General features: G+C 63.0%; 22 protein-coding genes. 15 read left to right on the top strand and 7 right to left on the bottom strand.

Annotated elements, in window-relative coordinates; genetic code table 11:
* Positions 1-10: 10 nt before the first annotated feature.
* Complete coding sequence (gene pcaQ, locus GGI60_RS23925; RefSeq protein ID WP_183918984.1) at positions 11-928, bottom strand: pca operon transcription factor PcaQ; 918 nt, start codon at positions 926-928, stop codon at positions 11-13.
* A 525-nt stretch (positions 929-1,453) separates the two neighbouring features.
* On the opposite strand from pcaQ, the gene pcaD reads away from it, so the two are divergent.
* The 8 genes from pcaD to GGI60_RS23885 all read left to right on the top strand — a co-directional run bounded on the left by pcaD (position 1,454) and on the right by GGI60_RS23885 (position 7,788).
* Positions 1,454-2,263 (top strand): 3-oxoadipate enol-lactonase, encoded by an 810-nt coding sequence (gene pcaD, locus GGI60_RS23920; protein ID WP_183918985.1) that lies wholly within the window; start codon positions 1,454-1,456, stop codon positions 2,261-2,263.
* Positions 2,260-2,658: a 4-carboxymuconolactone decarboxylase gene (gene pcaC, locus GGI60_RS23915; protein ID WP_183918986.1), complete on the top strand. Its 399-nt coding sequence runs from the start codon at positions 2,260-2,262 to the stop codon at positions 2,656-2,658. Before pcaD ends, pcaC begins: the two co-directional genes overlap by 4 nt.
* A 9-nt stretch (positions 2,659-2,667) precedes the next feature.
* On the top strand, positions 2,668-3,417 hold the full coding sequence (gene pcaH, locus GGI60_RS23910; protein WP_183918987.1) for a protocatechuate 3,4-dioxygenase subunit beta: 750 nt from the start codon (positions 2,668-2,670) through the stop codon (positions 3,415-3,417).
* 2 nt (positions 3,418-3,419) lie between these two features.
* Positions 3,420-4,031, top strand: coding sequence for a protocatechuate 3,4-dioxygenase subunit alpha (gene pcaG / locus GGI60_RS23905; RefSeq protein ID WP_183919071.1), 612 nt, complete (start codon positions 3,420-3,422; stop codon positions 4,029-4,031).
* Positions 4,032-4,225: 194 nt separating this feature from the next.
* Positions 4,226-5,272 carry a 3-carboxy-cis,cis-muconate cycloisomerase gene (locus tag GGI60_RS23900; RefSeq protein ID WP_183918988.1) on the top strand — a complete coding sequence of 349 codons (1,047 nt, stop codon included), beginning with the start codon at positions 4,226-4,228 and terminating at the stop codon, positions 5,270-5,272.
* A gap of 323 nt (positions 5,273-5,595) precedes the next feature.
* Positions 5,596-6,426, top strand: a complete 831-nt coding sequence (locus GGI60_RS23895) for an MBL fold metallo-hydrolase (RefSeq protein WP_183918989.1) — start codon at positions 5,596-5,598, stop codon at positions 6,424-6,426.
* Between the two features lie 115 nt (positions 6,427-6,541).
* Positions 6,542-6,916, top strand: a complete 375-nt coding sequence (locus GGI60_RS23890; RefSeq protein ID WP_183918990.1) for a GFA family protein — start codon at positions 6,542-6,544, stop codon at positions 6,914-6,916.
* Positions 6,917-6,924: 8 nt separating this feature from the next.
* Positions 6,925-7,788: an alpha/beta fold hydrolase gene (locus GGI60_RS23885; protein WP_183919072.1), complete on the top strand. Its 864-nt coding sequence runs from the start codon at positions 6,925-6,927 to the stop codon at positions 7,786-7,788.
* Positions 7,789-7,797: 9 nt separating this feature from the next.
* On the opposite strand, the gene GGI60_RS23880 is transcribed toward GGI60_RS23885, so the two are convergent.
* Entirely contained in the window at positions 7,798-8,550 is a 753-nt protein-coding gene (locus GGI60_RS23880) for a polysaccharide deacetylase family protein (RefSeq protein WP_183918991.1), read from the bottom strand.
* Positions 8,550-9,638, bottom strand: coding sequence for a glycosyltransferase family 4 protein (locus GGI60_RS23875; protein ID WP_183918992.1), 1,089 nt, complete (start codon positions 9,636-9,638; stop codon positions 8,550-8,552). The genes GGI60_RS23880 and GGI60_RS23875 overlap by 1 nt, the downstream gene beginning before the upstream one ends.
* Positions 9,639-9,910: 272 nt before the next feature.
* Between GGI60_RS23875 and GGI60_RS23870 the strand changes: the two genes are divergently transcribed.
* Both GGI60_RS23870 and GGI60_RS23865 read left to right on the top strand, forming a co-directional pair.
* Complete coding sequence (locus GGI60_RS23870) at positions 9,911-11,623, top strand: adenylate/guanylate cyclase domain-containing protein (protein WP_183918993.1); 1,713 nt, start codon at positions 9,911-9,913, stop codon at positions 11,621-11,623.
* Positions 11,623-12,501: an FkbM family methyltransferase gene (locus GGI60_RS23865; RefSeq protein WP_183918994.1), complete on the top strand. Its 879-nt coding sequence runs from the start codon at positions 11,623-11,625 to the stop codon at positions 12,499-12,501. Before GGI60_RS23870 ends, GGI60_RS23865 begins: the two co-directional genes overlap by 1 nt.
* A gap of 143 nt (positions 12,502-12,644) precedes the next feature.
* On the opposite strand, the gene GGI60_RS23860 is transcribed toward GGI60_RS23865, so the two are convergent.
* Together GGI60_RS23860 and GGI60_RS23855 are read right to left on the bottom strand one after the other, a co-directional pair.
* Positions 12,645-12,974, bottom strand: coding sequence for a hypothetical protein (locus tag GGI60_RS23860; protein WP_183918995.1), 330 nt, complete (start codon positions 12,972-12,974; stop codon positions 12,645-12,647).
* Between the two features lie 142 nt (positions 12,975-13,116).
* Entirely contained in the window at positions 13,117-14,022 is a 906-nt protein-coding gene (locus GGI60_RS23855; RefSeq protein WP_183918996.1) for an NAD(P)/FAD-dependent oxidoreductase, read from the bottom strand.
* A 134-nt stretch (positions 14,023-14,156) separates the two neighbouring features.
* Between GGI60_RS23855 and GGI60_RS23850 the strand changes: the two genes are divergently transcribed.
* Positions 14,157-14,612 (top strand): Rrf2 family transcriptional regulator, encoded by a 456-nt coding sequence (locus GGI60_RS23850; protein WP_183918997.1) that lies wholly within the window; start codon positions 14,157-14,159, stop codon positions 14,610-14,612.
* Positions 14,613-14,692: 80 nt separating this feature from the next.
* Here the strand turns inward: GGI60_RS23850 and GGI60_RS23845 are convergent, their stop codons facing one another.
* On the bottom strand, positions 14,693-15,172 hold the full coding sequence (locus GGI60_RS23845) for a class I SAM-dependent methyltransferase (protein WP_183918998.1): 480 nt from the start codon (positions 15,170-15,172) through the stop codon (positions 14,693-14,695).
* Positions 15,173-15,295: 123 nt separating this feature from the next.
* On the opposite strand from GGI60_RS23845, the gene GGI60_RS23840 reads away from it, so the two are divergent.
* Positions 15,296-16,471 carry a DUF3095 domain-containing protein gene (locus tag GGI60_RS23840; RefSeq protein WP_246720475.1) on the top strand — a complete coding sequence of 392 codons (1,176 nt, stop codon included), beginning with the start codon at positions 15,296-15,298 and terminating at the stop codon, positions 16,469-16,471.
* On the opposite strand, the gene GGI60_RS23835 is transcribed toward GGI60_RS23840, so the two are convergent.
* Positions 16,461-17,792 carry a nucleotide sugar dehydrogenase gene (locus tag GGI60_RS23835; RefSeq protein WP_183934857.1) on the bottom strand — a complete coding sequence of 444 codons (1,332 nt, stop codon included), beginning with the start codon at positions 17,790-17,792 and terminating at the stop codon, positions 16,461-16,463. The two genes, GGI60_RS23840 and GGI60_RS23835, sit on opposite strands and share 11 nt — an antisense overlap.
* Positions 17,793-18,388: 596 nt before the next feature.
* On the opposite strand from GGI60_RS23835, the gene GGI60_RS23830 reads away from it, so the two are divergent.
* The 3 genes from GGI60_RS23830 (at position 18,389) to GGI60_RS23820 (ending at position 23,684) form a co-directional block, all read left to right on the top strand.
* Positions 18,389-19,732, top strand: a complete 1,344-nt coding sequence (locus GGI60_RS23830) for an adenylate/guanylate cyclase domain-containing protein (protein ID WP_183919001.1) — start codon at positions 18,389-18,391, stop codon at positions 19,730-19,732.
* 155 nt (positions 19,733-19,887) lie between these two features.
* A complete protein-coding gene (locus tag GGI60_RS23825; RefSeq protein ID WP_183919002.1) occupies positions 19,888-21,783 on the top strand; it encodes an ABC transporter ATP-binding protein in 1,896 nt (631 codons plus the stop codon).
* Positions 21,777-23,684: an ABC transporter substrate-binding protein gene (locus tag GGI60_RS23820; protein WP_183919003.1), complete on the top strand. Its 1,908-nt coding sequence runs from the start codon at positions 21,777-21,779 to the stop codon at positions 23,682-23,684. Before GGI60_RS23825 ends, GGI60_RS23820 begins: the two co-directional genes overlap by 7 nt.
* Position 23,685: the final 1 nt, after the last annotated feature.

Genomic DNA, 23,685 nt, shown 5'->3' with positions numbered 1-23,685 from the left:
AGAGGTAAGGTCAGGAAAGCTTCCGCGCCGCCTCGCGGATCGTCTGCATCAGGATAGTTTGCGACGCCGACGGCACGGCATCGGTGCGCATCGTCAGCCCCACCGGCCCCTTGGTTTCGACGGTGTCGATCGGCAGAAGCGCGAGCCGCCCATCCGCGACCTCGCCGGCAACCACGCCATTGGAAATGATCCAAATCGCGTCGCTGGACCGAAGGAAGGCGCGGCCGAAGGAGTCTGAAACCGTCTCGATCTGGTCCGGCAGGTTGGAAACGCCGTTGGCGATGAGGAAATTTTCGACGACCGGCCGGATGATCGAGCCGCGCGTCGGCATCAACACCGTGTAATTGCCGAGGCCTGAAAACAGCGATTGCCGGCCGTTCAGCAGCGGATGGCCGACGCGCACGGCAAACACCACCTGTTCGGAATAGAGATGCTCGAACGAGAAGCCCGCCATTTTTTCGGCGCCTGCCAGGCGCCCGACCACCAGATCGAGGTCGCCGACGCGCAACTCTTCCAGCAGCACGGCGTTCTCGCCGGTGACGATCTTGACCCGGCTCCACGTCTTCTCCCTGAGGAAGAGCTCCATCGCCCGCGGCATGATCCGCGACGAGACCGTCGGCAGGGCCCCGATGCGGATCGGCGGCGCATCGGCGAACTGCTCCTGCGAGACTGAATCGAGACCCTGGCGCAGTGCCGTCAGCGCCGCACCGGCGTGGCGCAGGAAGACTTCACCGTAGCGGGTGATCTTAATGCCGCGGCCGTCCCGTTCGAAGACATCGACGCCCAGCACCTCTTCCAGTTCCCGGATCGTCTTCGTCACCGCCGGTTGGCTGACATGCAGCAATTCGGCCGCCTTCATCACGCTCTTCTGCCGCGCGACCTCGACAAAGGTCTGCAGATGACGGAACTTCACACGGCTGTCGATCATCGCCCGCATAACTCCTGGGTTATCGAAAAGCCAGAAAATATCATTTTACTTAACCGGATCAACCGGTCAGTTTTATTATTAGGAGTGGCCTTGAGCCGAGGATCCATGCCGTGGCTGCTGGTGGATGCCGCGTGGATGGTCAAGCCCGAGCATGACGGACGATGGGTAGGCGAACGGAGCCATTCGCCGCGTCGAGGTTGAGGGGCAAGGTGCGGAATATCCCCCTGCGCCCGGACTGCGGGGTCCGAACGAGGGTTCGAGACGCGTGGCTCGATTCCGACAGGGCAGATAAGGGGCGGCCAACCCCACTCCTCCGTCATCCTCGGGCTTGACCCGAGGATCCATGGCGCGGCTGTTGGTGAATGCCGTGTGGATGCTCGGCACAAGGCCGAGCATGACGGAGGGTGAAGAGACGGACGGAGCCATTCTCGGCGTGGGTATTCGTGTCGAAAACGCTTCGCCAGCGGAACCAAACGGTGCCTGCGCTTCCCGGCTGAGCTGACTTGATGAATTAAGGAGATTGAAGTGCAGTTCGCCCGCATAAACGACGTGACGATCCACTATCAGGTCATCGGCGCGCCCGCCGATCGGCCGGTGATCGTCTTCATCAATTCGCTCGGAACGGATTTCCGCATTTGGCGCGATGTCGTGGTGCGGCTTGCAGGCGACTTCGCCATTCTGCTTTACGACAAGCGCGGCCACGGCCTTTCCGATGTCGGCCAGCTCCCCGCGTCGATCGAGGACCATGCGACTGATCTCGCCGGCCTGCTCGATTTGCTCTCGGTGAAGGACGCTGTCATTTGCGGCCTCTCCGTGGGCGGTCTCATTGCCCAGTCGCTCTATCCGCGGCGGCCGGATCTCGTGCGCGCCCTCATCCTCAGCGACACAGCCCTTAAGATCGGTACAGCGGAAAGCTGGAATGCCCGCATCGCCGCGGTTGAGAAAAACGGCATCGGCAGCATCGTCGACACCATCATGGAGCGCTGGTTCACGCCTGCCTTCCGCCGGCCCGAAAACACCGCTTATGCCGGCTATTGCAACATGCTGACGCGCCAGCCGGTCGAAGGTTATATCGCCACCTGCGAAGCGATCCGGGATGCCGATTTCACCGAAGCGGCCAAGAGGATCGCGGTTCCGACCATCTGCATCGTCGGCGACCAGGACGGCTCGACGCCGCCGGATCTCGTGCTTGCGACCGCCAGGCTGATCCCGGGCGCCCGTTACGAGGTCATCCCAGACTGTGCCCATATCCCCTGCGTCGAGCAGCCGGAAGCGCTGACGGCGATCATCCGCGCCTTCCTCACATCGATTTCGCCTGGAGAAAGCAGCCCATGAACGAGACCCCCTCCGAACGCTACCGGCAGGGCATGGCGACCCGCCGCGCCGTGCTCGGCGATGCCCATGTCGACCGTGCCGCCGCGACCGCCACGGAGTTCGACCGTCCCTTTCAGGAGCTGATCACCGAAGCTGCCTGGGGCCATGTCTGGTCGCGTCCTGTCCTGACCAAGCGCGAGCGCTCGATCGTCACCATTGCCCTGCTGGCAGCGCTCGGCCAGGACGAGGAGGTCGCCATGCATGTGCGCGCCACCGCCAATACCGGGGCATCCCGCGAGGATGTCTGCGAGGCGCTCCTGCATGTGGCGATCTATGCCGGCGTTCCCGCCGCCAATCATGCGATCAAGATCGCCAAGCAGACCTTTGCGCAAATGGACGCCGAAAAGGCGGCCTGAGGGGGAAACATGACTGAAAGAGCAAACAGCAAGCCGGAGACCGGCGCCTTCTTCGCCCGGGACCGCGCCTGGCATGCGCCGGCGCTGACGCCCGGCTACAAGACCTCGGTGCTGCGCGCGCCGCAGCGCGCGCTGCTGTCGCTCGACGGCACGATCTCCGAAACCACAGGTCCGGTCTTCGGCCATTCGATGATCGGCGAGCTCGACAACGACCTGATCCTGAATTACGCGCGGCCCGGCGAAAGCGCCATCGGCGAACGCATTATCGTCCATGGGCGCGTGCTCGACGAGCGGGCAAAGCCGGTTGCCGGCGCCTTGGTCGAGTTCTGGCAGGCTAATGCCGGCGGGCGCTATCGCCACAAGAAGGAAAGCTATCTGGCGGCGATCGACCCGAATTTCGGCGGCTGCGGCCGCGCCATCACCGACGAGGAAGGCCGCTATCATTTCCGCACAGTGCGGCCCGGCGCCTATCCCTGGCCGAACGGCGTCAACGACTGGCGCCCCGCCCATATCCATTTCTCGATCTTCGGCCACGGCTTTGCCCAGCGGCTGATCACCCAGATGTATTTCGAGGGCGATCCGATGATCTGGAAATGTCCGATCGTCGGCACGATCCCGGATAAGGCGGCGATCGAGCAGCTGATCGCGCCGCTGGACTGGGGAAACACCATTCCGATGGATTCACGCGCCTATAAATTCGATATCGTGCTGCGCGGCCGCCGCTCGACGATGTTCGAAAACAGGCTGGAGGGCAATTGACCATGCAGCAGCTCGGCTATCTCAAGGAAACCCCGTCGCAGACGGCCGGCCCCTATGTCCATATCGGCCTGACACCGAATTTCTGTGACATAACAGGCGTCTACGACAGCGATCTCGGCGTGGCGATGGTCAACGACAAGACGCTCGGCGAACGCATCACCGTCACCGGCCGCATCTTCGACGGCGCCGGCGCCCTGGTGCGCGACGCTGTCGTCGAGATCTGGCAGGCCGACAGCGCCGGCCTCTACAACAGCCCCTCGGAAATGCGCGGCGCCGCCGACCCAAATTTCACCGGCTGGGGCCGCTGCCCGACCCGCGCCGAGGACGGCGTCTACAGTTTCGAGACCGTCAAGCCCGGTCGAGTCCCGTTCACGGACGGCCGCAGACAAGCCCCGCACATCACCGTCTGGATCGTCGCCCGCGGCATCAATATCGGCCTGCAGACGCGCATGTATTTCCCTGAGGAGACGGAAGCCAACGCCGCCGATCCGCTGCTATCGCGCATCGAACATCGCGAACGTGTCGCGACGATGGTCGCCACCCGCGACGGCGCCATCTGCCATTTCGACATCCATTTGCAGGGTCCTGACGAAACGGTGTTTTTGGATATTTGAGGGCTTGGCAAATGGCTTATCCATGAGGTTCAGTGCAAGTAGCCCCCTCACCCTACCCTCTCCCGTGGGGGAGAGGGGATGTGCCATACGAGATGACATGCCCTGGGCGCTGGCGCTGCCTCACACCCCTTCTGCCCCTGGGGAGAAGGTGGCGGCAGCCGGATGAGGGGGCCGCAGCCACAAACGAGCAGACCATGACCGCATCCCCCTTCGACCACCCTTTCCTATCCGGCCTCGTCGGCGACGATGAAATCGCGCCTTATTTTTCCGCCGAAGCCGATCTCCGCGCCATGGCCGCCTTCGAGGCCGCGCTTGCCAGGGCCGAAGCCGATCACGCCGTCATTCCCGAAGAAGCGGCAAGAAAGATCGCGGAAGCCTGCGCCGGCTTTTCCCCCGATCTCGCCAGTCTTCGCGCGGCAACGGCGCGCGACGGCGTAGTCGTTCCCGACCTCGTCAAGCAGCTGCGCGCCGCGGTCGGGGAGGAAGCGGCCAAAAGCCTGCATCTCGGCGCCACCAGCCAGGATGTCATCGACACCAGCCTGATGATCCGTTTGAAGGCGATCGCCTTTCTGTTTGCCGGACGGCTTTCCGCCATCGTCTCCCGACTCGATGCGCTCGACCGCCGGTTCGGCGGCAATCGGCTGATGGGCCATACCCGCATGCAGGCGGCGATCCCGATCACCGTCGCCGACCGTCTCGCTGCCTGGCGCGCGCCGCTGGCGATCTATCGCGACCGCCTGACCGAGCAAAATTTCCCCGTTCAGTTCGGGGGCGCGGCCGGCACCCTCGACAAGCTCGGGTCGCGGGCCGCAGCCATCCGTGCCTCGCTCGCTCAGGAACTGGGCCTCACCGACATCGCGCAATGGCAGAGCGCCCGCCTTGTAATCGCCGATATATCCGGCCTGTTTGCCTCGATCTCCGGCAGCCTCGGCAAGATCGGCCAGGATATCGCGCTGCTCGCGCAGGCTGGTGATGAAATCGAAATGGCAGGCGGGGGGACTTCTTCGGCTATGGCGCACAAGCAGAATCCCGTCGCCGCCGAAGTTCTGGTCTCGCTTGCCCGCTTCAACGCCACGGCGCTCTCCGGCATCCACCAGTCCCTCGTCCATGAACAGGAACGCTCCGGAGCGGCCTGGACGCTCGAATGGCTGCTGCTGCCGCAAATGACGATGGGAACCGCTGCGAGCTTGCGGCTTGCCCGAGAACTGACCGGAAATATCAAGCGGCTTGGTACGGGCTGAGGCCGCAGCTGAAGGCCGGCCCGCCAGCAAAGGAATGCGGCGGGATGGCCACAAGCAAGCGATTTGCTTTTTCAATCGTGCGCAACCATCTAATAGGCATGACTTGCGGAAAACGCCCCGCCCGAGCAGCCCATTTACCGAAAACCAACCATACTGGGTTGCTTTCCGAAGCGAAAGCCGATTGCTTAGGAGAATATACTTCTTCTTCCGCTAGCGGTTAGGAGAATGAAAGGGGGCGCAGGCAAACCCGTGGAATTCTGCTGCTTCGCATCGGGATAAACTATGATTACGATGGCGATGCGGGAAGGCCGGTTTGAAAAACGATGACGACAGAACTGTTTCAGATAAAATTTTGGGGCGTCCGCGGCAGTATTCCCGTATCGGGCCCCGAGTTCGATCGCTACGGCGGTAACACTTCCTGCATCGAGATTCGCTGCGGAAAACATCGGTTGCTTTTCGACGCAGGTTCCGGCCTGCGCGAGGCAGGACTGTCGCTGCTTGCCGACGGCGTCAGCGACGTCGATCTGTTCTTCAGCCACTGCCACTACGACCACATCATCGGCCTGCCCTTCTTCAAGGCGATCTACTATCCCTCGATCAACGTCAACATCTGGTCCGGTCATCTCGACGGCAAGATGAGCACGCGGGAAATGGTCGAGCAGTTCATCAGCCCGCCCTGGTTCCCGGTGAAGACCGACATCTGCCAGGCGACGATGAATTTCCGCGATTTCCACGCCGGTCAGGTTCTGACCCCGCGTGAGGGCATCGAGATCAAGACTTTCACGCTGAACCATCCGGGCGGCGCCATCGGCTACCGCATCGAATGGCAGGGCCGTTCGATCGCTCTCATCTACGATATCGAGCATATCCCCGGCAGCTATGATCCGGTCTCACTGGAGATGATGCAGGGGGCCGATCTCGTCGTCTACGATTGCACCTACAATGAAGACGAGATGCAGCGCTTCAAGGGCTTCGGCCATTCGACCTGGGAGCACGGCACCGAGCTGGCCAAAATGGCAGGCGCCAAGCGCTTCGCCCTGTTCCACCACGCCCCTTCCCGCACGGACGAACAGCTGGCCGATATGGAAGCGCAGGCTGAGGCGGCTTTCCCCGGCGCCTTCGCCGCTCGCGACAACCAGACCGTGGTGATCTAGAACACCGGCCTCCGCGCCGCGCAAGACGCCGGCCGTTCGCGCCTTGCTGACGGAACAGATGCCGGGTCCGACCGTTTCCTCGGCAGCGCAAGATCGATGAAACGGGGTATCAGCCATGACCGTGCTTACCGGACAATGCCTTTGCGGGCAGGTGAAACTTTCTGTTCGTGGCGAACCGCTGCGCGTCGGCATTTGTCACTGCACCGACTGCCGAAAGGAAAGCGGTTCGGCCTTTACCTTTTACGGCGTCTGGCCCGCCGGCCAATTTGAACATTCCGGCGAAACAGGTGAATTCCATGGCCGACGCTTCTGCACCGGCTGCGGTTCGCGTCTGTTTTCCGCCGATGAACAGGAGGCGGAGATCAAGCTCGGCATCCTCAAGGAGGCGCCGACGCCGCTCACGCCGCGCTACGAACTCTGGATCAAACGCCGCGAGGCATGGCTGCGGCCCGTGGAGGGCGCCGAGCAGTATCAGGAGGACCGAACGTGAATCTCGCCATGCTCGTCCGACATCACATCACCACCGTTGCAGGTATCGAGATTTTTTACCGTGAGGCGGGTCCGAAGGAGGCGCCGGTCCTGCTGCTGCCGCACGGCTATCCATGCTCGTCTTACGAATTTCGCAATCTCATGCCGCGCCTTGCCGACCGCTGGCGCTTGATCGCCCCGGATTTCCCCGGCGCGGGCTACAGCGGCACGCCCGACGATTTCGACTACAGCTTCGATGGCTATGCCGCTTGGCTGGAGGCTTTTATCGGCGTGCTCGATGTCGACCGCTTCGCCCTCTACCTCCACGATTTCGGCTCGCCGATCGGAGCGCGGCTGGCGATCAAACACCCCAGCCGCATCGTGGCGCTGATCATCCAGAATGGCGATATTCCCTATGAGGATGCGCTCGGGCCGAAATATGCCGATATCGAAGTGACGTGGGCGCTCCCGCGCGCGGAGATGAGGAAGGCGCTGGCGCAAGCAATCAGCGAGGAGACGTTCCGGGAGGAATTCCTCAACGACCTGCCGTCGCCTCTGGCCGACGCGATCCCGCCGGATCTCTGGAGGCTGCACTGGTCAATGATCACGCCGCAGCGCAAGGAAATCGCCATCGACCTGATCGCCGGATTGAAGGAGAACCGCGCCTGGTTTCCCGAGCACCGGAAATATCTCAGGCAATACCGGCCGCCGACCCTGATCGTTTGGGGGCCGAACGACCACTATATGCCGGAACAATCGGCGCGGGCCTATCTCCGTGATCTGCCGGATGCCGAACTGCATCTTCTCGACGGCGGGCACTGGCTGCTCGAGACGCATCTGGATGAGGTCGCAGCACTGATGCGGGACTTCCTCGGGCGCTTTCATGCCGCATAATCGCCAAGCTTAAAGTTTGAGGAGTGTGGCCGCCGACGACCAGGAGACGGCAGGGTGATCGGCCGTCACCGCAAACAAGTCCGCCAGGAAATCCCAGGCTGCATCATCGTGCACCAGATGATGGGTGAGCACGCCGATCGGCTCATCATTGCCGGCAAACCGGTCGCGGAGTTCGGCGACCAATTCGGCCACCAGCTCCTCCTTGCTGCGGCCGCCTCGCGGGCCGTGCCAGTCGATAATGTCGACATGGGTGTTGAGAAGCGGGATCGGCCCGCCCTCTCTTGCCCGCCCGTAAACTGAAAGCGCCGCAAAGGCGAGTTGGGGCAACGCCGGGATGAGCGCGGCGTCGATCCGGTTCCACGGCGGCACCAGCGCCGGCAGGAAACGGGCGGGATGCAGCCGCTTCAGGAGCTGCCATCCTGCACGCAGCTCGCCCAGCACCACCTCGGCCGGCCGTTCGCCGCCGAGTTCCTGTTTCTTGCGTTCCGGCCCGGCATGGTTGGTATGCGACCAGCCATGCACGGCAACGGCGACGCCTTCTTCCGCCGCCAGCCGCGCCGCCAACGCCTCGCCGGTCAGGGCAGGAATAACGGCAAGGGTCAGCGGAATCCCGTTCTCGCCGGCCAGCGCTAACAGCCGCTCCAGATCAGGCGTCGGCTCGACGGCATCGTCGTCGCGCAGCCAGAGCCGCGCCACGCGGTCGGCGGCTCGCCAGCGGTCGAGCTCGCGGCGCAGCGGTTCCCAGCTCATCCCTTCGCTCATCACCTCACTCCTGTTCGTGCGCTGTTGCGCAAAATCTCATCCAGGGCGCGGGCAGCCGTCGCGAGCGAGCGCTCCTCGAGCACGAAACGCCGCGCCGCCTGCCCCATCGCGTCTCGCTTCTGCTGGTCGCCGAGGAGGGCCGCGATGGCCCCGGCATAGGCGACGACATCGCCCTCCGGCGTCAGCAGGCCGGTGACGCCGGCCTCGACCACGGCGGGCACACCCGCCGTTTGCTGCGCCACGACGGGCAGGCCGGCTGCCTGAGCCTCCAGATAGGCAAGGCCATAGGCCTCGCCGCAGCCGGGCCAGACATAGATGCCGCCGCGCGCGAGCAGGCCGGCGATCTCAGGCTCACCTTGCTCGCCCAGCCATTCGATGCGGCCGGGAAAGCGGCCAAACAGTGCCTCCACCTCCCGGCGCATCGGCCCATCGCCGATGATCGCAAGGGTCCATGGCCTGTTTTCAAGCAGCCGCAATGCTTTTGCGAGCATCGCGTAGCTTTCCATCTTGTCGCCGGCCCTCATCATCGCGACCGTCATCAGCCGACTGGGATCGGGTGCCGGCGCCACCACCTCGAACAGCGCCGGATCGATGAAGGGTTTGAACGCCGCAAGCCGCGCCTGCGGAAAGGCGGCGGAAAGCCCGGCCCGGTCCCGTTCGGTGAAACCGATATTGACGGCCGCCTGCATGATCGCCTCGCCCACGCGCTTCTGCCGGGCCGCCCAACCGGCCCGGTCGCGTTTTGCCGCATAGGAGGCCTCCGCGGTGACATAGGGAATGGCGAATGCGGCCGAGATCACCGGCCCGAAAGGATCGGGCGATTTGTAATAGGGATGGTAGCAGAACCAGAGATCCGGCCGTGGTAGACCTTGCCATTTCGCCCGCAGCCGCGCCAATTCGGCTGAGATAGCGGGTTCGAGCGCCGCGGCTGCCTCCGGCGTCGCCGCATGGGTGCGGAATTCGGAGACGACCTCGACCTGATGACCGGCAAGCTCCAATGCGCGGATCAACAGCCGCGCCATCAGCCGGTCGCCCGAGGGTACCGGATGGTTCGGCGATTTCATCGGCGCATAGAAGGCGACCCGCATCCCTGCATTCCTCATAGACACACTGTTTCCAAATGGTGTTTGCGGGTGATCAAGGGTTTATCAGAACATATAGCCGAATCAAAGCGATAGAGCATGATGGCGGGCGGAAAGTTGCATGCTTTGCGGCCTCATGCTCGCGCCTAAAAAATTCCCTTATTGCCGCCTTCCTAAAAAGTTGCGCATACACATATGGAATGTGATCGCGGTCGAAGCAATTCCGCCTCTTTCCCAATCTCTATGGGCCTCGGATTTATCGACAAGAACGGGAATGAATGACGACGGCCTCAGCCACAGGGATTTTTTCGGAACGCGCGATCAGACGGGCAAGGCTTGGTTCCGGCCTCGTCATTTTCATTTTCGTCCTGCTGCATTTGTCCAACCATGCGCTCGGGCTGATTTCGCTCGCCGCCGCCGACAAGGCCCGTCACCTCTTCCTCGCCATCTGGCGCAATCCCGTCGGCACGGCGGTGTTCTATTCATCAGTCGTGATCCACATGACGCTGGTGCTGCGCGCCATCTACATGCGCCGAAGCCTAGTCATACCGAAGGGCGAAACTGCGCAGATCGTGCTCGGCCTGCTGATCCCGCTGCTTCTGATCGATCATGTTATCGGCACGCGCATCGCCCATGACCTCTATGGCTACATCGACGACTACGAGACGGTCGTCGAGCAGCTGTGGATTAAGAACCCCGCGAATGGTGCCCGCCAGGTGCTCGGCGTCGTCGCCGTCTGGTTTCACGGCTGCATCGGGATCCATTTTTGGTTGCGTTACCGCCCGTGGTATACAAGCGCCGCGCCGTTGCTGCTGGCGCTGGCGATCCTCGTGCCGGTGCTCTCGGTTCTCGGCTTCGTGCAGATGGGCCGCACGCTTGCCGATCCCTCCTATCAGCTGGCGACCAATCCGTACGAGGTGAACCTCAACGCTCACTATCTCCACGACCCTGAGGTCCGCGCCAGGACCGCCGCGGTTCGCGCCGGACTCTACGCCGCTTTCTCGGCCTCGCTGCTCATCGTCGTCGTCGCCCGCGCCCGGCGCCGGCTGAAGGAGCGCCTCGACCAGGTGGCGGTGCATTATCCGGGTGGCGAGGTGATCCGCGTGCCGCGCGGCTTTACGGTGCTGGAAGCAAGCCGGCTCGGTGGCCTGCCGCATTATTCCGTCTGCGGCGGCAAGGGCCAATGCTCCACCTGCCGCGTGCAGATCCTCGGCGATTACGAAAGCCTGCCCGCGCCGGACAAGATGGAGCAGACGACGCTCAAGCGCATCAATGCCGGCCCCGACGTTCGCCTTGCCTGCCAGCTGCGCCCGGACCGCGACGTTGCGGTCGCACCGCTTCTGGTGCCGGCGGTCGAAACCGCCCTGCCGGCAAACAGCCAGGAGACGAGCCCAGGCCGCGAGCGCGAAATCGCGGTGCTGTTCGTCGATATCCGCCATTTCACCACGCTGACAGAAACGCGCCTGCCCTTCGACGTCGTCTTCCTGCTGAACCGCTATTTCGCCATCATCGGCAAGGCGGTGGAGCAGGCGGGCGGGCGGCTCGACAAGTTCATCGGCGACGGCGCCATGGCGCTCTTCGGCCTCAACACAGCGCCGGAGGAGGCCTGCTACCAGGCGCTCAAGGCGGCTGCGGCGATCGTCACGGAAATCGAGAAACTCGCCGCCGAACTGGCCGACGAGCTGGCGCTGCCGCTGCGCATCGCGATCGGCATCCACACCGGCCCGGCCGTCGTCGGAACGATGGGCTACGGCCGGGTGCGCAGCATGACGGCGATAGGCGATACCGTAAACGTCGCAAGCCGGCTGGAAAGTGCCGCCAAGGAATTCGAAGCGGCGATCGTCATCTCCGAACCAGTGGCGGCCCGTTCCGGCGCCGACCTTTCCGGCATCGAAAGCCGTGAAATCAGCGTGCGCGGGCGGGCGCTACCCTTGAAAGTCTATGTCATTCCGAGAGAGAAAGCGGCAGAACCGCTCGAAGGAAAAGACTGATGCCCGGCAAGCCCTGGCTCACCGCCAAATATTGGAGCCGCCGCCTGCGCAAGGCGCGCAATAGAGCCGCCTCGCGCCTCTTCGACACCCGCCTCGGCCGCCGCCTGGTGATCGAGAATATCGGCCCGCGCGTCGTCTCGATGACGGTCGACGCCGGCGATCATCTGATGACCTTCTCGCCCGCCGACTATATCGGCCGCAAGGTCTTCCGGAAGGGCCATTTCGAGCGCGACGCCGTCGACCGGCTGATCGTCATATTGCGCGAGCGCGGCCTGCTCAGAAAGGACGCGACGCTGCTCGAAATCGGCGGCAATATCGGCACACAGACCGTCTATTTCGCAATGAGCAACACTTACGCCCGGATCGTTAGCATCGAGCCGGACCCACGCAATTTCCCACTCCTCGCCCTCAACATCCGCCAGAACCGGCTGGAGGAGAAAGTTCGGCTCGTCAACTGCGCCGCCGGCGAGCACGCGGGCGAGATCGATTTTTTCCTCAATCGCAACAATCACGGCAAGAGCAGCGCCATCCGCCAAAGTGCGACCGACACGAAGATCCGCGTGCCGGTGAAGCCGGTTTCCGAAATCCTTGCCGACCTGGTGATCGACCCGGCCGCCATCGGCCTCGTCTGGATGGATATCGAGGGTTACGAGCCGGTCGCCTGCCGCTCGATGCAGCCGCTGCTTGCCCGCCGCGTGCCGCTCCACATGGAGTTCACGCCGCTGTTCTATGGACCTGAGGGCACGAGAGCCTTCATCTCAATGCTTGCCGGTTATTATGAGGATTGCCTCGTCCTCTTCGAGGACCGCGAGGAGGAGATGAAGGTGCGGGATCTGCCAGGGGACATCGATCAGTATAACGTGCTGTTTTTGCCGTAAAGGCAGCCTTGTGCGGGCACGCCTTCCATTGCACGAGAGCGGAGTCTGGCGTCAGCCGGCGTTCTCAACCTGACGCCGGCTGCAAGAATGAGGCGCCGGCCACCTTCTTCTCCACCGGCTTCGATGCGGACGTGAATTCCGCATCATGCTTGCCACCACTCGGCTTTTTCCAAAATGACCTTCCGCATCACTTTATGTTTGTCGGGAGCCCGGATCTCAATAGTTTTGCCTTTCTTTCCCTTTTTTACCGCTTCACAAACTGCAAACACCGCCGAGAGCACTGGCTCGTGGATAGGATCCGACATTCCAAGAATGGTTGCAGCTTTGATTGCCCATTCTGGCGTCATCTTGAAACCGCATGAAGATTTCGACACCTCACGAAAGAACATGGCTGCGGCCATGCGATCTCCGGCCTGAGCGTGACCTGTAGCAGAAAGAATAAGCGCCAATGCACCTAAAATCCGTAATTTCATTGCAATATCCCTAATTTAGAATCTGCGGTGCAATACAAACCTGCGAATTCTGAAGCTCCCGTACCCATCAGGCGGCGGAACCGAGGGGACGCTGCGGGATCTGCCTGGGCGCACTCGGTCAACCGACGCGCCGCCGTAGCACCTATCCGGCAGACTGCATCACCAGCGACTGATGGCAATGCACGCCGGCGAGCACGCCGGATGCCGAGGCAAGCGTGCCGCTATGCATGGAGCTTGCCGCATCGCCGGCGGCGAAGACGCCCGTGATGCTGGTCTCCTTGTTTTCGCCGATCCGGATGACCGGCCCGAAGGCACCGTCATCGAAAGCGCAGCCGAGTTGCTCGGCAACGGGGCTCGCCATCGCCGTCTTCGGCGCGACGAAGATGGCGTCGAGCGGCACGATCCGGCCATCGGCGAGGCGCACCGCCTCGAGCTCCGGAGTATCGCCCAGCAATTCCACGACCGGGGTGTGTTCGATGCGCACCCCGCGGGCCGTCAGCCGCGCCAGCTGCTCTTCATCGGGCTCGAACTGCGCCTGGGTGAAAAAGGTGGTCGCGCCCCAGTCCGGGATCATCATGGCCGAATGCGCCGAGTGCTGATGGTTTGCAAGGACACCAAGCTCGCCGCCGCTCACCTCATAACCATGGCAATAGGGGCAGTGCAGCACCGAGCGCCCCCAGCGGTCTCCGAGGCCGGCAATCTCGGGCAGCGTGTCGCTGACGCCGGTTGCGAGAATGAGTCGGCGAGCGCGTTCTTCGCCGCCGCCTTCGATGCCGACGATGAATTGGTCATCCTGCTTCTGCGCGTGGACGACCTTGCCGTCGCGCAGCGTGATGTTCGGATAAAGCGAAAGCTGTCTCTTCCCCTCCTCCATGATCGCCGCCGGTGCCCGGCCGTCCTGACCGAGAAAACCGTGCGCGGCCTGCGAAAATCGGTTTCGCGGCATGCCCGCATCGACGAGCAGAACCCGCCGCCGCGCCCGGGCAAGCTGCATGGCGGCCGACAGGCCGGCAAAATTGCCGCCGATGACGATGACTTCGTAAGACATGCTGTCACTCCCTCGGTGTCTCATTTTCATGAATCAACATAAGTTACATGAAATAGCCCAGTCAAGCGTCATGTCACTTGTGTTGTTACAGATGGCCTGCGATAATCACCCGCTCGTTCGACAGGATGGAAACAATGCGCAACGACAGCCGCCTTTCCCGCATGCTGCACGTGCTGATCCACATGGATCGGCACGAGCATTCGGCGACCTCCGAAATGATTGCGAAGATGCTGAACACCAATCCCGTCGTCGTCCGCCGCACCATGGCCGGCCTTCGCGAACGGGGTTATGTCAGCTCCGAAAAGGGCCACGGCGGCGGCTGGACCTTGGTGCGTCCCTTGTCTGAGATCACCCTGCTCGATGTCTACAACGCCCTTGGCGAGCCTCACGTCTTCGCCATCAGCCCCGCCGACGACCAGCCGCAATGTCTGGTAGAGCAGGCCGTCAATAGCGCGCTGGCAGATGCGATGCAGGAGGCCGAGGCGCTGCTGCTGAGGCGGCTGGGCAGTGTGACTCTCAAACAGATCGCGGACGAGTTCGAGGCAAAACTGGAAGCCCGCCCGGCAGCGACTTATTCCTGCGCCTCGTGAGGGATTAAGTCCTCCAAAAGAGGAATAACTGCCACTGCAAATCGCGACAGCGGCCGATGCCGCAGTCCCCGCCCAATCGCTTACGTCCTCCGATAGAGGAAATACCGCCCTTCCTTGATCCCCTCCGGCAGCGGCAGCGCCACCAACTCCGGATGCTCAAGCGGCAGGCCGCTGACGGCGATGCCGTTATGAGCGAGCACGCCGGCGATCAGCTGCGGCAGCCAGGTCAGCGTCACGGCGTCGATCTCGTCGTGGCCGGTGCCGATATCGGCATGGGCGAGCGCCGCGCCGATGCCGAGGAAGGCTTGGCCGGAGTCGCGGATATTGCCGGTCACCATGTCTTGCGGCTCCGGCGTCGAGGCCGAATAGGAGCGGACCTCCCAATCGAAGGCGATGATGCGGCGGCCGGGGAAATGCTCGCGCAGATGGTCATAGGTGCGGCCGTTGCCGAGGCCGAATTCCAGCACCGGCCCCTCGATTTCGGCGACCAGATCGGTGATCGCGTTCAAAATATCGCGTTGGGCCGTCAACCGGCGAATGAAGCTGTCGAGGCGGCTCATCTAAATCCGTATCCGTGATGAAAATCGTGAGCGCGTGCTATCACTGAAACCTTGCCAAGTCGATTGCCGTAAATGGGAATTGGCATTGCAGCACCAACGCGGGTCTGTGCTAGGATCAATGACATGGAAACCGTGAACGACGAAGAATTCTTTGCCGCCGTGCCGCTCTTCAGCGCCTTCGAGGGCGTGACGGATCCCGCCAACTACCGGCCGCTGCCCGACGGATGGGTGCTGGCGCTCGCCGATATCGTCGGCTCGACGCAGGCGATCGCCGGCGGCCGTTACAAGGACGTCAACATGGCGGGCGCCAGCGTCATTTCGGCGGTGTTGAACGCCGTCGGCAAGGGCGACTATCCCTTCGTCTTCGGCGGCGACGGCGCGCTGATCGCGCTGCCGGGCGCGCTCGAGCAGACAGCCCGCGAAGCGCTTGCCGCCGTGCAGATCTGGGTCGAGGAGGATCTCGGCCTGATGCTGCGCGTCGCCATCGTTCCGGTCGCCGACACCCGCGCCGAGGGGCTCGACGTGCGCGTCGCGCGTTATTCGGCAAGCCCCTATGTCACCTATGCGATGTTCTGGGGCGGCGGCACCAGCTGGGCGGAACGGCAGATGAAGCAGGGCCATTACGGTATAGAGCGCGCGGCCCCGGGAACACGGCCCGATCTCGCCGGCCTTTCCTGCCGCTGGAGCCCGATCGACGCGCAGAACGGCGAGATTGTCTCGATCATCGCGGTTCCCGGCGAAGGCCGGCCGGGCGAAGAATTCCGCGACCTCGTCAACGGCATCGTCGCCATCACCGGCGAGCAGAACCGCGGCAGCCATCCGGTGCCGGCCGGCGGCCCGGACTTCGCCTTCTCGCTGCACGGCATCAATCGCGAGGCCAAGGCCACAGCGCCGGCCGGCCGGCGCCTGCGGCAAAAGCTCTTCATCTTGCTGCAGCTCGCCATCGTCGTCGTCTGCTACAAGCTTGGCATTCCGCTCGGCAGGTTCGATGCCCGCCGCTACAAGCGCGACGTCGCCGGCAATTCCGATTTCCGCAAGTTCGACGACGGGCTGAAGATGACGGTCGATGTCGATGCCGAGCACCTGAAACGCATCGAGACGCTGCTGGAGGCAGCGCGGGCAAAGGGCATCGCCCGCTATGGTCTGCATCGGCAGGCCTCGGCGCTGATGACCTGCTTCGTGCCGACGCCGATTTCGCGCGACCATATGCATTTCATCGATGGCGCATCGGGCGGTTATGCGGTGGCTGCGAGCCGGATGACCGGCAAGGCGCTTTCCGGCGTTGCCGTCACGCCTTGATGACGTGATCGGCCGAAAGGCCGAGCCGGTTGAAGACGTTGCGGGTGTCGATGATCAGCGTCGCGCTTTTTGCAAGCGCCGCATAATCCACGCTGTCATGGTCGGTTGCTACCAGCACCGCATCGTAGTCGGAAACGACGTCCGGCGTCAGCGCCACTGATCGGCGGCCCTTCAGCGCCTGGTGTTCGCGCGTTGGCGGGATCTCGGCGACGAAGGGATCGTGATAGTCGGCCCGGCCGCCGCGCTCCTCGATGATCTCGATCAGCCGCAGCGACGGGCTCTCTCTTATATCAGCGACGTTCTTCTTATAGGCGAGCCCCAGCACACGGCTGCGGCTCAGCGCCTTGCCGGCGCGCATGTCGAGCGCTTCGGCCAGTTTGCCGACGACATAGCGCGGCATCGCCGAATTGATCTCGCCGGCAAGCTCGATGAAGCGGGTTGGCAATTCGTATTCGCGCGATTTCCAAGTGAGGTAGAAGGGATCGATCGGGATGCAATGACCGCCGAGGCCGGGGCCAGGATAAAAGGGCATGTAGCCGAAGGGCTTGGTCTTGGCCGCATCGATCACTTCCCAGACGTCGATGCCCATCGCCGCATAGACGGTCTTCAACTCGTTGACGAGGGCGATGTTGACCGAACGAAAGATGTTTTCGGTGAGCTTGACCGCCTCGGCCGTCGCATTCGAGGAAACAGGCACGACCGTCGATACCGCCGCACCATAAAACGCCTTCATCAGCGACAGCGCCTCCGGCCCGTCGCCGGCGACGACCTTCGGAATGGTGGCGGTGTGATAATGCTGGTTGCCGGGATCCTCGCGCTCCGGCGAGAAGCCGACGAAGAAATCCGCGCCGGCTCTCAACCCGGTGCCTTCGAGAATGACCTTGACGATATCGTCGGTGGTGCCGGGATAGGTGGTCGATTCCAGCACGACGAGCTGACCGGGGCGCAGATGCTGGGCGATCGAGCGCGACGTCGCCTCGACGAAGGAAAGGTCGGGATCACGGTGTTTGGTGAGTGGCGTCGGCACGCAGATGATGATGACGTCGCAGGTGGCCAGACCGGCGAAATCGGTAGTCGCCTCGAAACGGCCCGCATCGATCTCGGCGGCAAGGGCTGCGTCGCTGACGGCGTCGATATAGGAGCGGCGGGCCTCGAGCGCCACCATCTTGGAAGGGTCGATGTCGAAGCCGGTGACCGCAAAACCGCTGCGCGCCACGGCAATCGCCAACGGCAGGCCGACATAGCCGAGACCGATGACGCCGGCGCGCGCCGCGCGGGTTTCGATTTTGTGCAACAGCGTATCGAAGGTGGAGGTGGCCAAGGCGGGATCTTTCAAACGGGGAATTCAGGAAGCTGATCTAATGCATGATCGCGGCGAATTAAACCCGGGAGCGGGTTCTCCTCTTCTCGTGGGCGGCATTGCTGTCCGATTCGGACCCCAAAGGTTGCCCCTCACCCTAGCCCTCTCCCCGTTCTGACCGGGAGAGGGGACGTGCCCTGCGAAAGATCTATGGGGACGGAAATTTCGCCGCTTGCCCCTTCGCCCCGCGTCGGGGAGAAAGTGCCGGTAGGCGGATGAGGGACCGGCCTCATCGACATATGTCGATACAGGTGTGGCCGAAATGTCCCGGCCGGGTCACCCGATGCAACTTTGGAGCACAAAAGAATCTCGCTCCCATTGTTTCGCATATGCAGCATCCCTATTTGGACTTTTGATAATGAACCACCGTGAAAGGACCACCCGTCCGGCCCTCCGTTAGGGGAGCTGAGGCGCGCGGCTGCGGGCTTTTAGGCAGATCGTTGACACAATAATACCGCTCGTACATCCTGATTTCCCTGCGACCTGCTCATGAAATGTGCCGGCCGAGGGATTTTTGCCTCTTGGGGATGGCGTGCCTTATGAGGACCATACCGAGAATGAGCACGATCGAATCCAGCGTGTCCTCCATCCTGTTGGACCGGGTCGCCGAATGGCTGACGAATTCCTCGCTGGCAGGCGATGACCTCGAAAACATCGTGCGCGGCTTCTGCGAAAGGCTTGCCTCCGCCGGCCTGCCGATCGCCCGCGTGCACCTGACGTTCTCGATGCTGCATCCGCTCTACGATGCGCTGAGCTTCACCTGGCGGCGCGCCAGCGGCGTGACCATCGAAGGCTTCCGCATGCCGGCCGGGCAGAAGCCGGACCGCTTCCTGCAGAGCCCCTATTATTACCTGCTCGACAACAACCTGCAGCACATCCGCCGCCGGCTGTCGCAGGAAGGGCCGGCCGAATTCCCGATCTTCGAGGATCTGCGCAAGGACAAGATCACCGACTACCTTGCCTTCGTGCAGCCCTTCGGCGACGGCTCCGTGCAGGGCATGATGGGCTCGTGGTCGACCGACCACAATAACGGCTTTTCCGACGACATGATCGATGCGCTGCTGCGAATGCAGAACCATCTGGCGGTCGCCGCCAAGATGGCCGTGCTCGGCAAGCTCGCCAACAATATGCTGACCACCTATCTCGGCGGCGACGCCGGCAAGCGGGTGCTGAACGGCCAGATCCGCCGCGGCGACGGCGAGACGATTCGTGCGGCCCTCGTCATGGGCGACATGCGCGAATCCACCATATATGCCGAAAAGGAGGGCCGCCAGGCCTATATCGACACGCTGAACCAGTTCTTCGACGCGATCGCCGCCCCCTTCAACCGTAATGGCGGCGAAATATTGAGCTTCCTCGGCGACGGTTTCCTCGCCGTCTATCCCTGCGGGCGCCACAAGGACCCGTCGAAAATTGCCTGCGAGGCAGCACTTTCGGCCGTCCACCAGGCGCAGGCGCGGGTGGCCGAGCTTAACAACGACCGCCAACAGAAGGGTCTCAGCAAGATCGGCTACGGCATTGGCCTGCATGTCGGCAACGTCATGTTCGGCAATGTCGGCCTGAAAGACCGCCTGACCTTCTCCGCCTTCGGATCGGCGGTCAACGAGGTGCAGCGTCTGCAGATCCTGACCAAGAAATATGGCCGCGAGGTCGTCGCCAGCCAGGCCTTCGCCGGGTATTGCGGCGGCGAGTGGACGCGGCTCGGCGAAGAGAAGCTGCGCGGCATCCGCCAGAAGGTGACGGTGCTGCAGCCGCGCGCGCCGGCCCCGGAGATCCTTGTCGACGAACATTTCCGCGAGGCCGTGCAGAACGGACTTTCCGAAGCCGAGCAGGTCATTCTGCTGCACCGGGACGCCAAAAAACAGGTCAAGCGCACCAGCATGGAGAAGTTCATCCAGTAAAACGCCAGGCCGGCACCGATAAAACTGCGTGTTTCGTCCGGACGACCACGGCGAAAGGCGGCGATATCCCCTTGATTGTCATCAGCTAGACACCCCGTTTGCGGTACGATAGTGTGCCTTAAAGGGAACATAGAAGACTGGGGAATTTCATTGGTATGGCGTCCGCTGCCGATTTGTTGCGTATTGAAAATCTCGACGTCTCCTTCTCCGTTTTCGGCGACCGCCTGCGTGTCGTAAAGGAAGCCAATCTCCGCATCCTTCCGGGCAAGGTCACCGCTCTTGTCGGTGAATCCGGCTCGGGCAAATCGGTGATCAGCCAGGCGATCATGGGCATCCTGCCCAATCCGGCCAAGGCATCGGGCAGCATCCTCTTCACTGATCCGCTCGACGGCAGCACGACCGATATCCTCTCCTTGTCGCGCGACAGCGAGGAAATGCGCGACCTGCGCGGCCGGCGCATGGCGACGATCTTTCAGGAGCCGATGACCTCGCTCTCGCCGCTGCACACGGTCGGCAACCAGATCAGCGAAGCGCTTTTGATCCATACCGAAGCCGACAAGCAGGAGGCGCGTGAGAAGACCGAGGAAATGCTCGGCCTCGTCGGCTTCTCCAATCCGCACCGCACCTACGACATGTATCCGTTCGAATTGTCCGGCGGCATGCGCCAGCGCGCGATGATCGCCATGGCGCTGATCTGCAAGCCGGCGCTGCTGATCGCCGACGAGCCGACGACGGCCCTCGACGTGACGATCCAGGCGCAGATCCTCGAATTGCTGCGCGACCTGCAGGCCAAGCTCGGCATGGCGATGCTGCTCATCACCCACGATCTCGGCATCGTCGCCAACATGGCCGACGAGGTGGTCGTCATCTATCACGGCGAGATCATGGAAGCTGGGCCGGTTGAGGCGATCTTCCGCAATCCGCAGCACCCGTATCTCAAGGCGCTGATGGCCGCCGTTCCGCATTTCGACATGAAACCCGGCGAGCGGCTGAAGGCGCTGCGCGATGTGCCGGTCAATCTCGAGACTCTGGTCGGCAAGAAGAAGCCGCTGCAGGCGGAGACGCCTGGCACGCTGCTGTCCGTCACCAATCTGTCGAAGACCTACAAGACGCGCAGGCGCAGCTTTCTTGGCAAGCACGAGGCCACCGTGCTGCGCGCCGTCGACGATGTCAGCTTCGATATCCGCCGCGGCGAATGTCTTGGCCTGGTGGGCGAATCCGGCTGCGGCAAGACGACGCTCAGCAAGATCCTGATGCGCGCCATCACGCCGGACAGCGGCGCAGTGGTGTTCAACGACGGCAAAGATGTGATCGACGTGCTTTCCGTGCGCGGCGAGGCACTGCAGGATATGCGCACCAAGATCCAGATGGTGTTCCAGGATCCGGTCTCCTCGCTGTCGCCGCGCATGACGGTGCGCAACATTCTGAGTGAACCGCTGGAGATCCACGACCGCGGCGACGGCGATGAACGCAAGCGCAAGGTCGAAGGTCTGATGGCAGCGATCGGTCTCGACAAGCGCTACCTCAGCCGTTACCCGCACAGCTTCTCCGGCGGCCAGCGCCAGCGCATCGGCATTGCCCGCGCGCTTGCCCTCGGGCCGAAACTCATCATCCTCGACGAACCGGTCTCGGCGCTCGACGTCTCCGTCCAGGCGCAGATCCTCAACCTCCTGAAGGATCTGCAGAAAGAGCTGGGGCTCACCTATCTCTTCATCTCGCACAACCTCGCAGTCGTCGATTACATGGCCGATCGCATCGCGGTGATGTGCAAGGGGCGCATCGTCGAGATCGCGCCGCGCGAGATCATCCTGCGCGATCCGGTGCATCCCTATACGAAATCGCTGCTCGCCGCCGTCCCCTTTCCCGATCTCGACCGGCCGCTCGATTTCAAGGCGCTCAGGGAAAACGGCGCCGCCGACAAGCAGAATTGGGGCGTGACCTTCACCGCAGAGCATGACGACGCTTCCGAGCTTGCCTATGCCGATCTCGGCGACGGTCATCTGGTGCGCGCCCGCAAGGGCGCCGATGCCAAGGAGTTGCGCGGATGGTGACGCGTCGCACCTTTCTCGGCGGCCTTGTCGGTGCTGCGATCGCACCGGCGGTGCTTCGCGCCGAGCAGGCAGTCGAGCCGGAATTCCTCAAGGAGCGGCTGGCCGCAGGCAGCCTGCCTGCCATGGCCGAGCGCATTCCCGCCCGTCCGCGCATCGTCAATCTGAAGGAGATGGGACTCGAACCCGGCGCCTATGGCGGCACGGTGCGCACCATCATCGGCAGCCAGCGCGACATCCGCTTCATGACGATCTACGGCTATTCCCGCCTGATCGGCTACAACAAGCACCTGCAGTTCCAGCCGGACATCCTCGCCGATTTCTACGCCGAGGACGAGAAGGTCTTCACCTTCATGCTGCGCGAAGGCCATAAATGGTCCGACGGAGAGCCGTTCACCGCCGACGATTTCCGCTATTGGTGGGAAGACGTCATCCTGAACGACAAGCTGACACCGGGCGGCGGCGCGCTCGAGCTTCGCCCGCACGGCAGCCTGCCGCGCTTCGAGATGCTCGATCCGCTGACGGTGCGCTATACGTGGGAAAAACCCAATCCGATGTTCCTTCCGAGCTTGGCAGGTCCCCAGCCGCTCGTCATCTTTGGGCCGGCGCATTACCTCAAGCAGTTTCATAAGAAGTTCCAGCCCGATGAGGCGAAAATGGAACAGATGATGAAGACCAGCCGCGTCAAGAAGTGGCAGGATCTGCACATCAAGATGGCGCGTTCCTACCGGCCGGAAAATCCCAACCTGCCGACGCTCGATCCCTGGCGCAACACGACGGCGCTGCCGGCCGACCAGTTCGTCTTCGAGCGCAACCCGTTCTTCCACCGGGTCGACGAGACCGGCCGGCAGCTGCCCTATCTCGACCGTTTCGTCCTCAACGTCTCCTCCTCGTCGATCATAGCCGCCAAGGCGGGCGCGGGCGAAGCCGATCTGCAGGCGACCGGCATCGATTTCAACGACTACACCTTCCTGAAGGAGGCCGAAAAGCGCTTTCCGGTGAAGGTCAATCTCTGGAAGGTGGCGCGCGGCTCGCGCATCACGCTCTTGCCGAACCTCAACTGCGCCGACGAGGTCTGGCGCGGCCTGTTCCGCGACGTTCGCCTGCGCCGGGCGCTGTCCTTAGCGATCGACCGGCACGAGATCAACATGGTCGCCTTCTACGGCCTGGGCACGCCGAGCGCCGATACAGTGCTGCCCGACAGCCCGCTGTTCAAGCAGGAATATGCCGACGCCTTCGTCAAGTTCGATCCCGACGAGGCCAATCGCCTGCTCGACGAACTCGGCCTGACCAGGCACGGCGACGACGGCATCAGGCTGCTGCCGGACGGCCGGCGCGCCGAGATCACCGTCGAGACGGCCGGCGAAAGCAACCTCGATACCGACGTGCTGGAGCTGGTGCACGATCACTGGGCCAATATCGGCCTCGCGCTCTATACCCGCACCTCGCAGCGCGACGTCTTCCGCAACCGCGCCATGAGCGGCACGATCATGATGTCGATCTGGTACGGCCTCGACAATGGCGTGCCAACAGCCGACATGTCGCCCTCGGGCCTGGCGCCGACGCTCGACGATCAGCTGCAATGGCCGCTCTGGGGCATGCACTATCTCTCCGCTGGCCAGGAGGGTGTGGCGCCTGACCTGCCGGAGGCGGCCGAACTGATCGATCTGCTCAAACAATGGGGCTCGACAGCGAAGTTCGAGGAGCGCCAGGCGATCTGGCACAGGATGCTGTCGCTCTATACGCAGCAGGTGTTTTCGATCGGCCTGATCAACAGCACGCTGCAGCCGATCCTTCGCGCCGCCAAGCTGCAGAACCTGCCGGAAAAAGCCCTCTACGGCTTCGATCCCACCTCCTATCTCGGCATCTACATGCCGGATGCATTCTGGTACAAGGAGGCCTGAG

This window comes from Rhizobium lentis, from assembly GCF_014200175.1.
Taxonomy (GTDB): Bacteria; Pseudomonadota; Alphaproteobacteria; order Rhizobiales; family Rhizobiaceae; genus Rhizobium; species Rhizobium mulingense.
This window is presented reverse-complemented; position numbering and strand designations above follow the sequence as displayed.

Bases quoted from the DNA above. Each gene is read 5' to 3' on its own strand.
- GGI60_RS23870 (WP_183918993.1), top strand. From the start codon at position 9,911: ATGACGACGGCCTCAGCCACAGGGATTTTTTCGGAACGCGCGATCAGA.
- GGI60_RS23825 (WP_183919002.1), top strand. From the start codon at position 19,888: ATGGCGTCCGCTGCCGATTTGTTGCGTATTGAAAATCTCGACGTCTCC.
- GGI60_RS23845 (WP_183918998.1), bottom strand. From the start codon at position 15,172: ATGAGCCGCCTCGACAGCTTCATTCGCCGGTTGACGGCCCAACGCGAT.
- GGI60_RS23855 (WP_183918996.1), bottom strand. From the start codon at position 14,022: ATGTCTTACGAAGTCATCGTCATCGGCGGCAATTTTGCCGGCCTGTCG.
- GGI60_RS23840 (WP_246720475.1), top strand. From the start codon at position 15,296: ATGGAAACCGTGAACGACGAAGAATTCTTTGCCGCCGTGCCGCTCTTC.
- pcaQ (WP_183918984.1), bottom strand. From the start codon at position 928: ATGATCGACAGCCGTGTGAAGTTCCGTCATCTGCAGACCTTTGTCGAG.
- GGI60_RS23860 (WP_183918995.1), bottom strand. From the start codon at position 12,974: ATGAAATTACGGATTTTAGGTGCATTGGCGCTTATTCTTTCTGCTACA.
- GGI60_RS23865 (WP_183918994.1), top strand. From the start codon at position 11,623: ATGCCCGGCAAGCCCTGGCTCACCGCCAAATATTGGAGCCGCCGCCTG.
- GGI60_RS23820 (WP_183919003.1), top strand. From the start codon at position 21,777: ATGGTGACGCGTCGCACCTTTCTCGGCGGCCTTGTCGGTGCTGCGATC.
- GGI60_RS23900 (WP_183918988.1), top strand. From the start codon at position 4,226: ATGACCGCATCCCCCTTCGACCACCCTTTCCTATCCGGCCTCGTCGGC.
- pcaG (WP_183919071.1), top strand. From the start codon at position 3,420: ATGCAGCAGCTCGGCTATCTCAAGGAAACCCCGTCGCAGACGGCCGGC.
- GGI60_RS23895 (WP_183918989.1), top strand. From the start codon at position 5,596: ATGACGACAGAACTGTTTCAGATAAAATTTTGGGGCGTCCGCGGCAGT.
- GGI60_RS23890 (WP_183918990.1), top strand. From the start codon at position 6,542: ATGACCGTGCTTACCGGACAATGCCTTTGCGGGCAGGTGAAACTTTCT.
- GGI60_RS23885 (WP_183919072.1), top strand. From the start codon at position 6,925: ATGCTCGTCCGACATCACATCACCACCGTTGCAGGTATCGAGATTTTT.
- GGI60_RS23830 (WP_183919001.1), top strand. From the start codon at position 18,389: ATGAGCACGATCGAATCCAGCGTGTCCTCCATCCTGTTGGACCGGGTC.
- GGI60_RS23875 (WP_183918992.1), bottom strand. From the start codon at position 9,638: ATGCGGGTCGCCTTCTATGCGCCGATGAAATCGCCGAACCATCCGGTA.
- GGI60_RS23850 (WP_183918997.1), top strand. From the start codon at position 14,157: ATGCGCAACGACAGCCGCCTTTCCCGCATGCTGCACGTGCTGATCCAC.
- GGI60_RS23880 (WP_183918991.1), bottom strand. From the start codon at position 8,550: ATGAGCGAAGGGATGAGCTGGGAACCGCTGCGCCGCGAGCTCGACCGC.
- pcaC (WP_183918986.1), top strand. From the start codon at position 2,260: ATGAACGAGACCCCCTCCGAACGCTACCGGCAGGGCATGGCGACCCGC.
- pcaH (WP_183918987.1), top strand. From the start codon at position 2,668: ATGACTGAAAGAGCAAACAGCAAGCCGGAGACCGGCGCCTTCTTCGCC.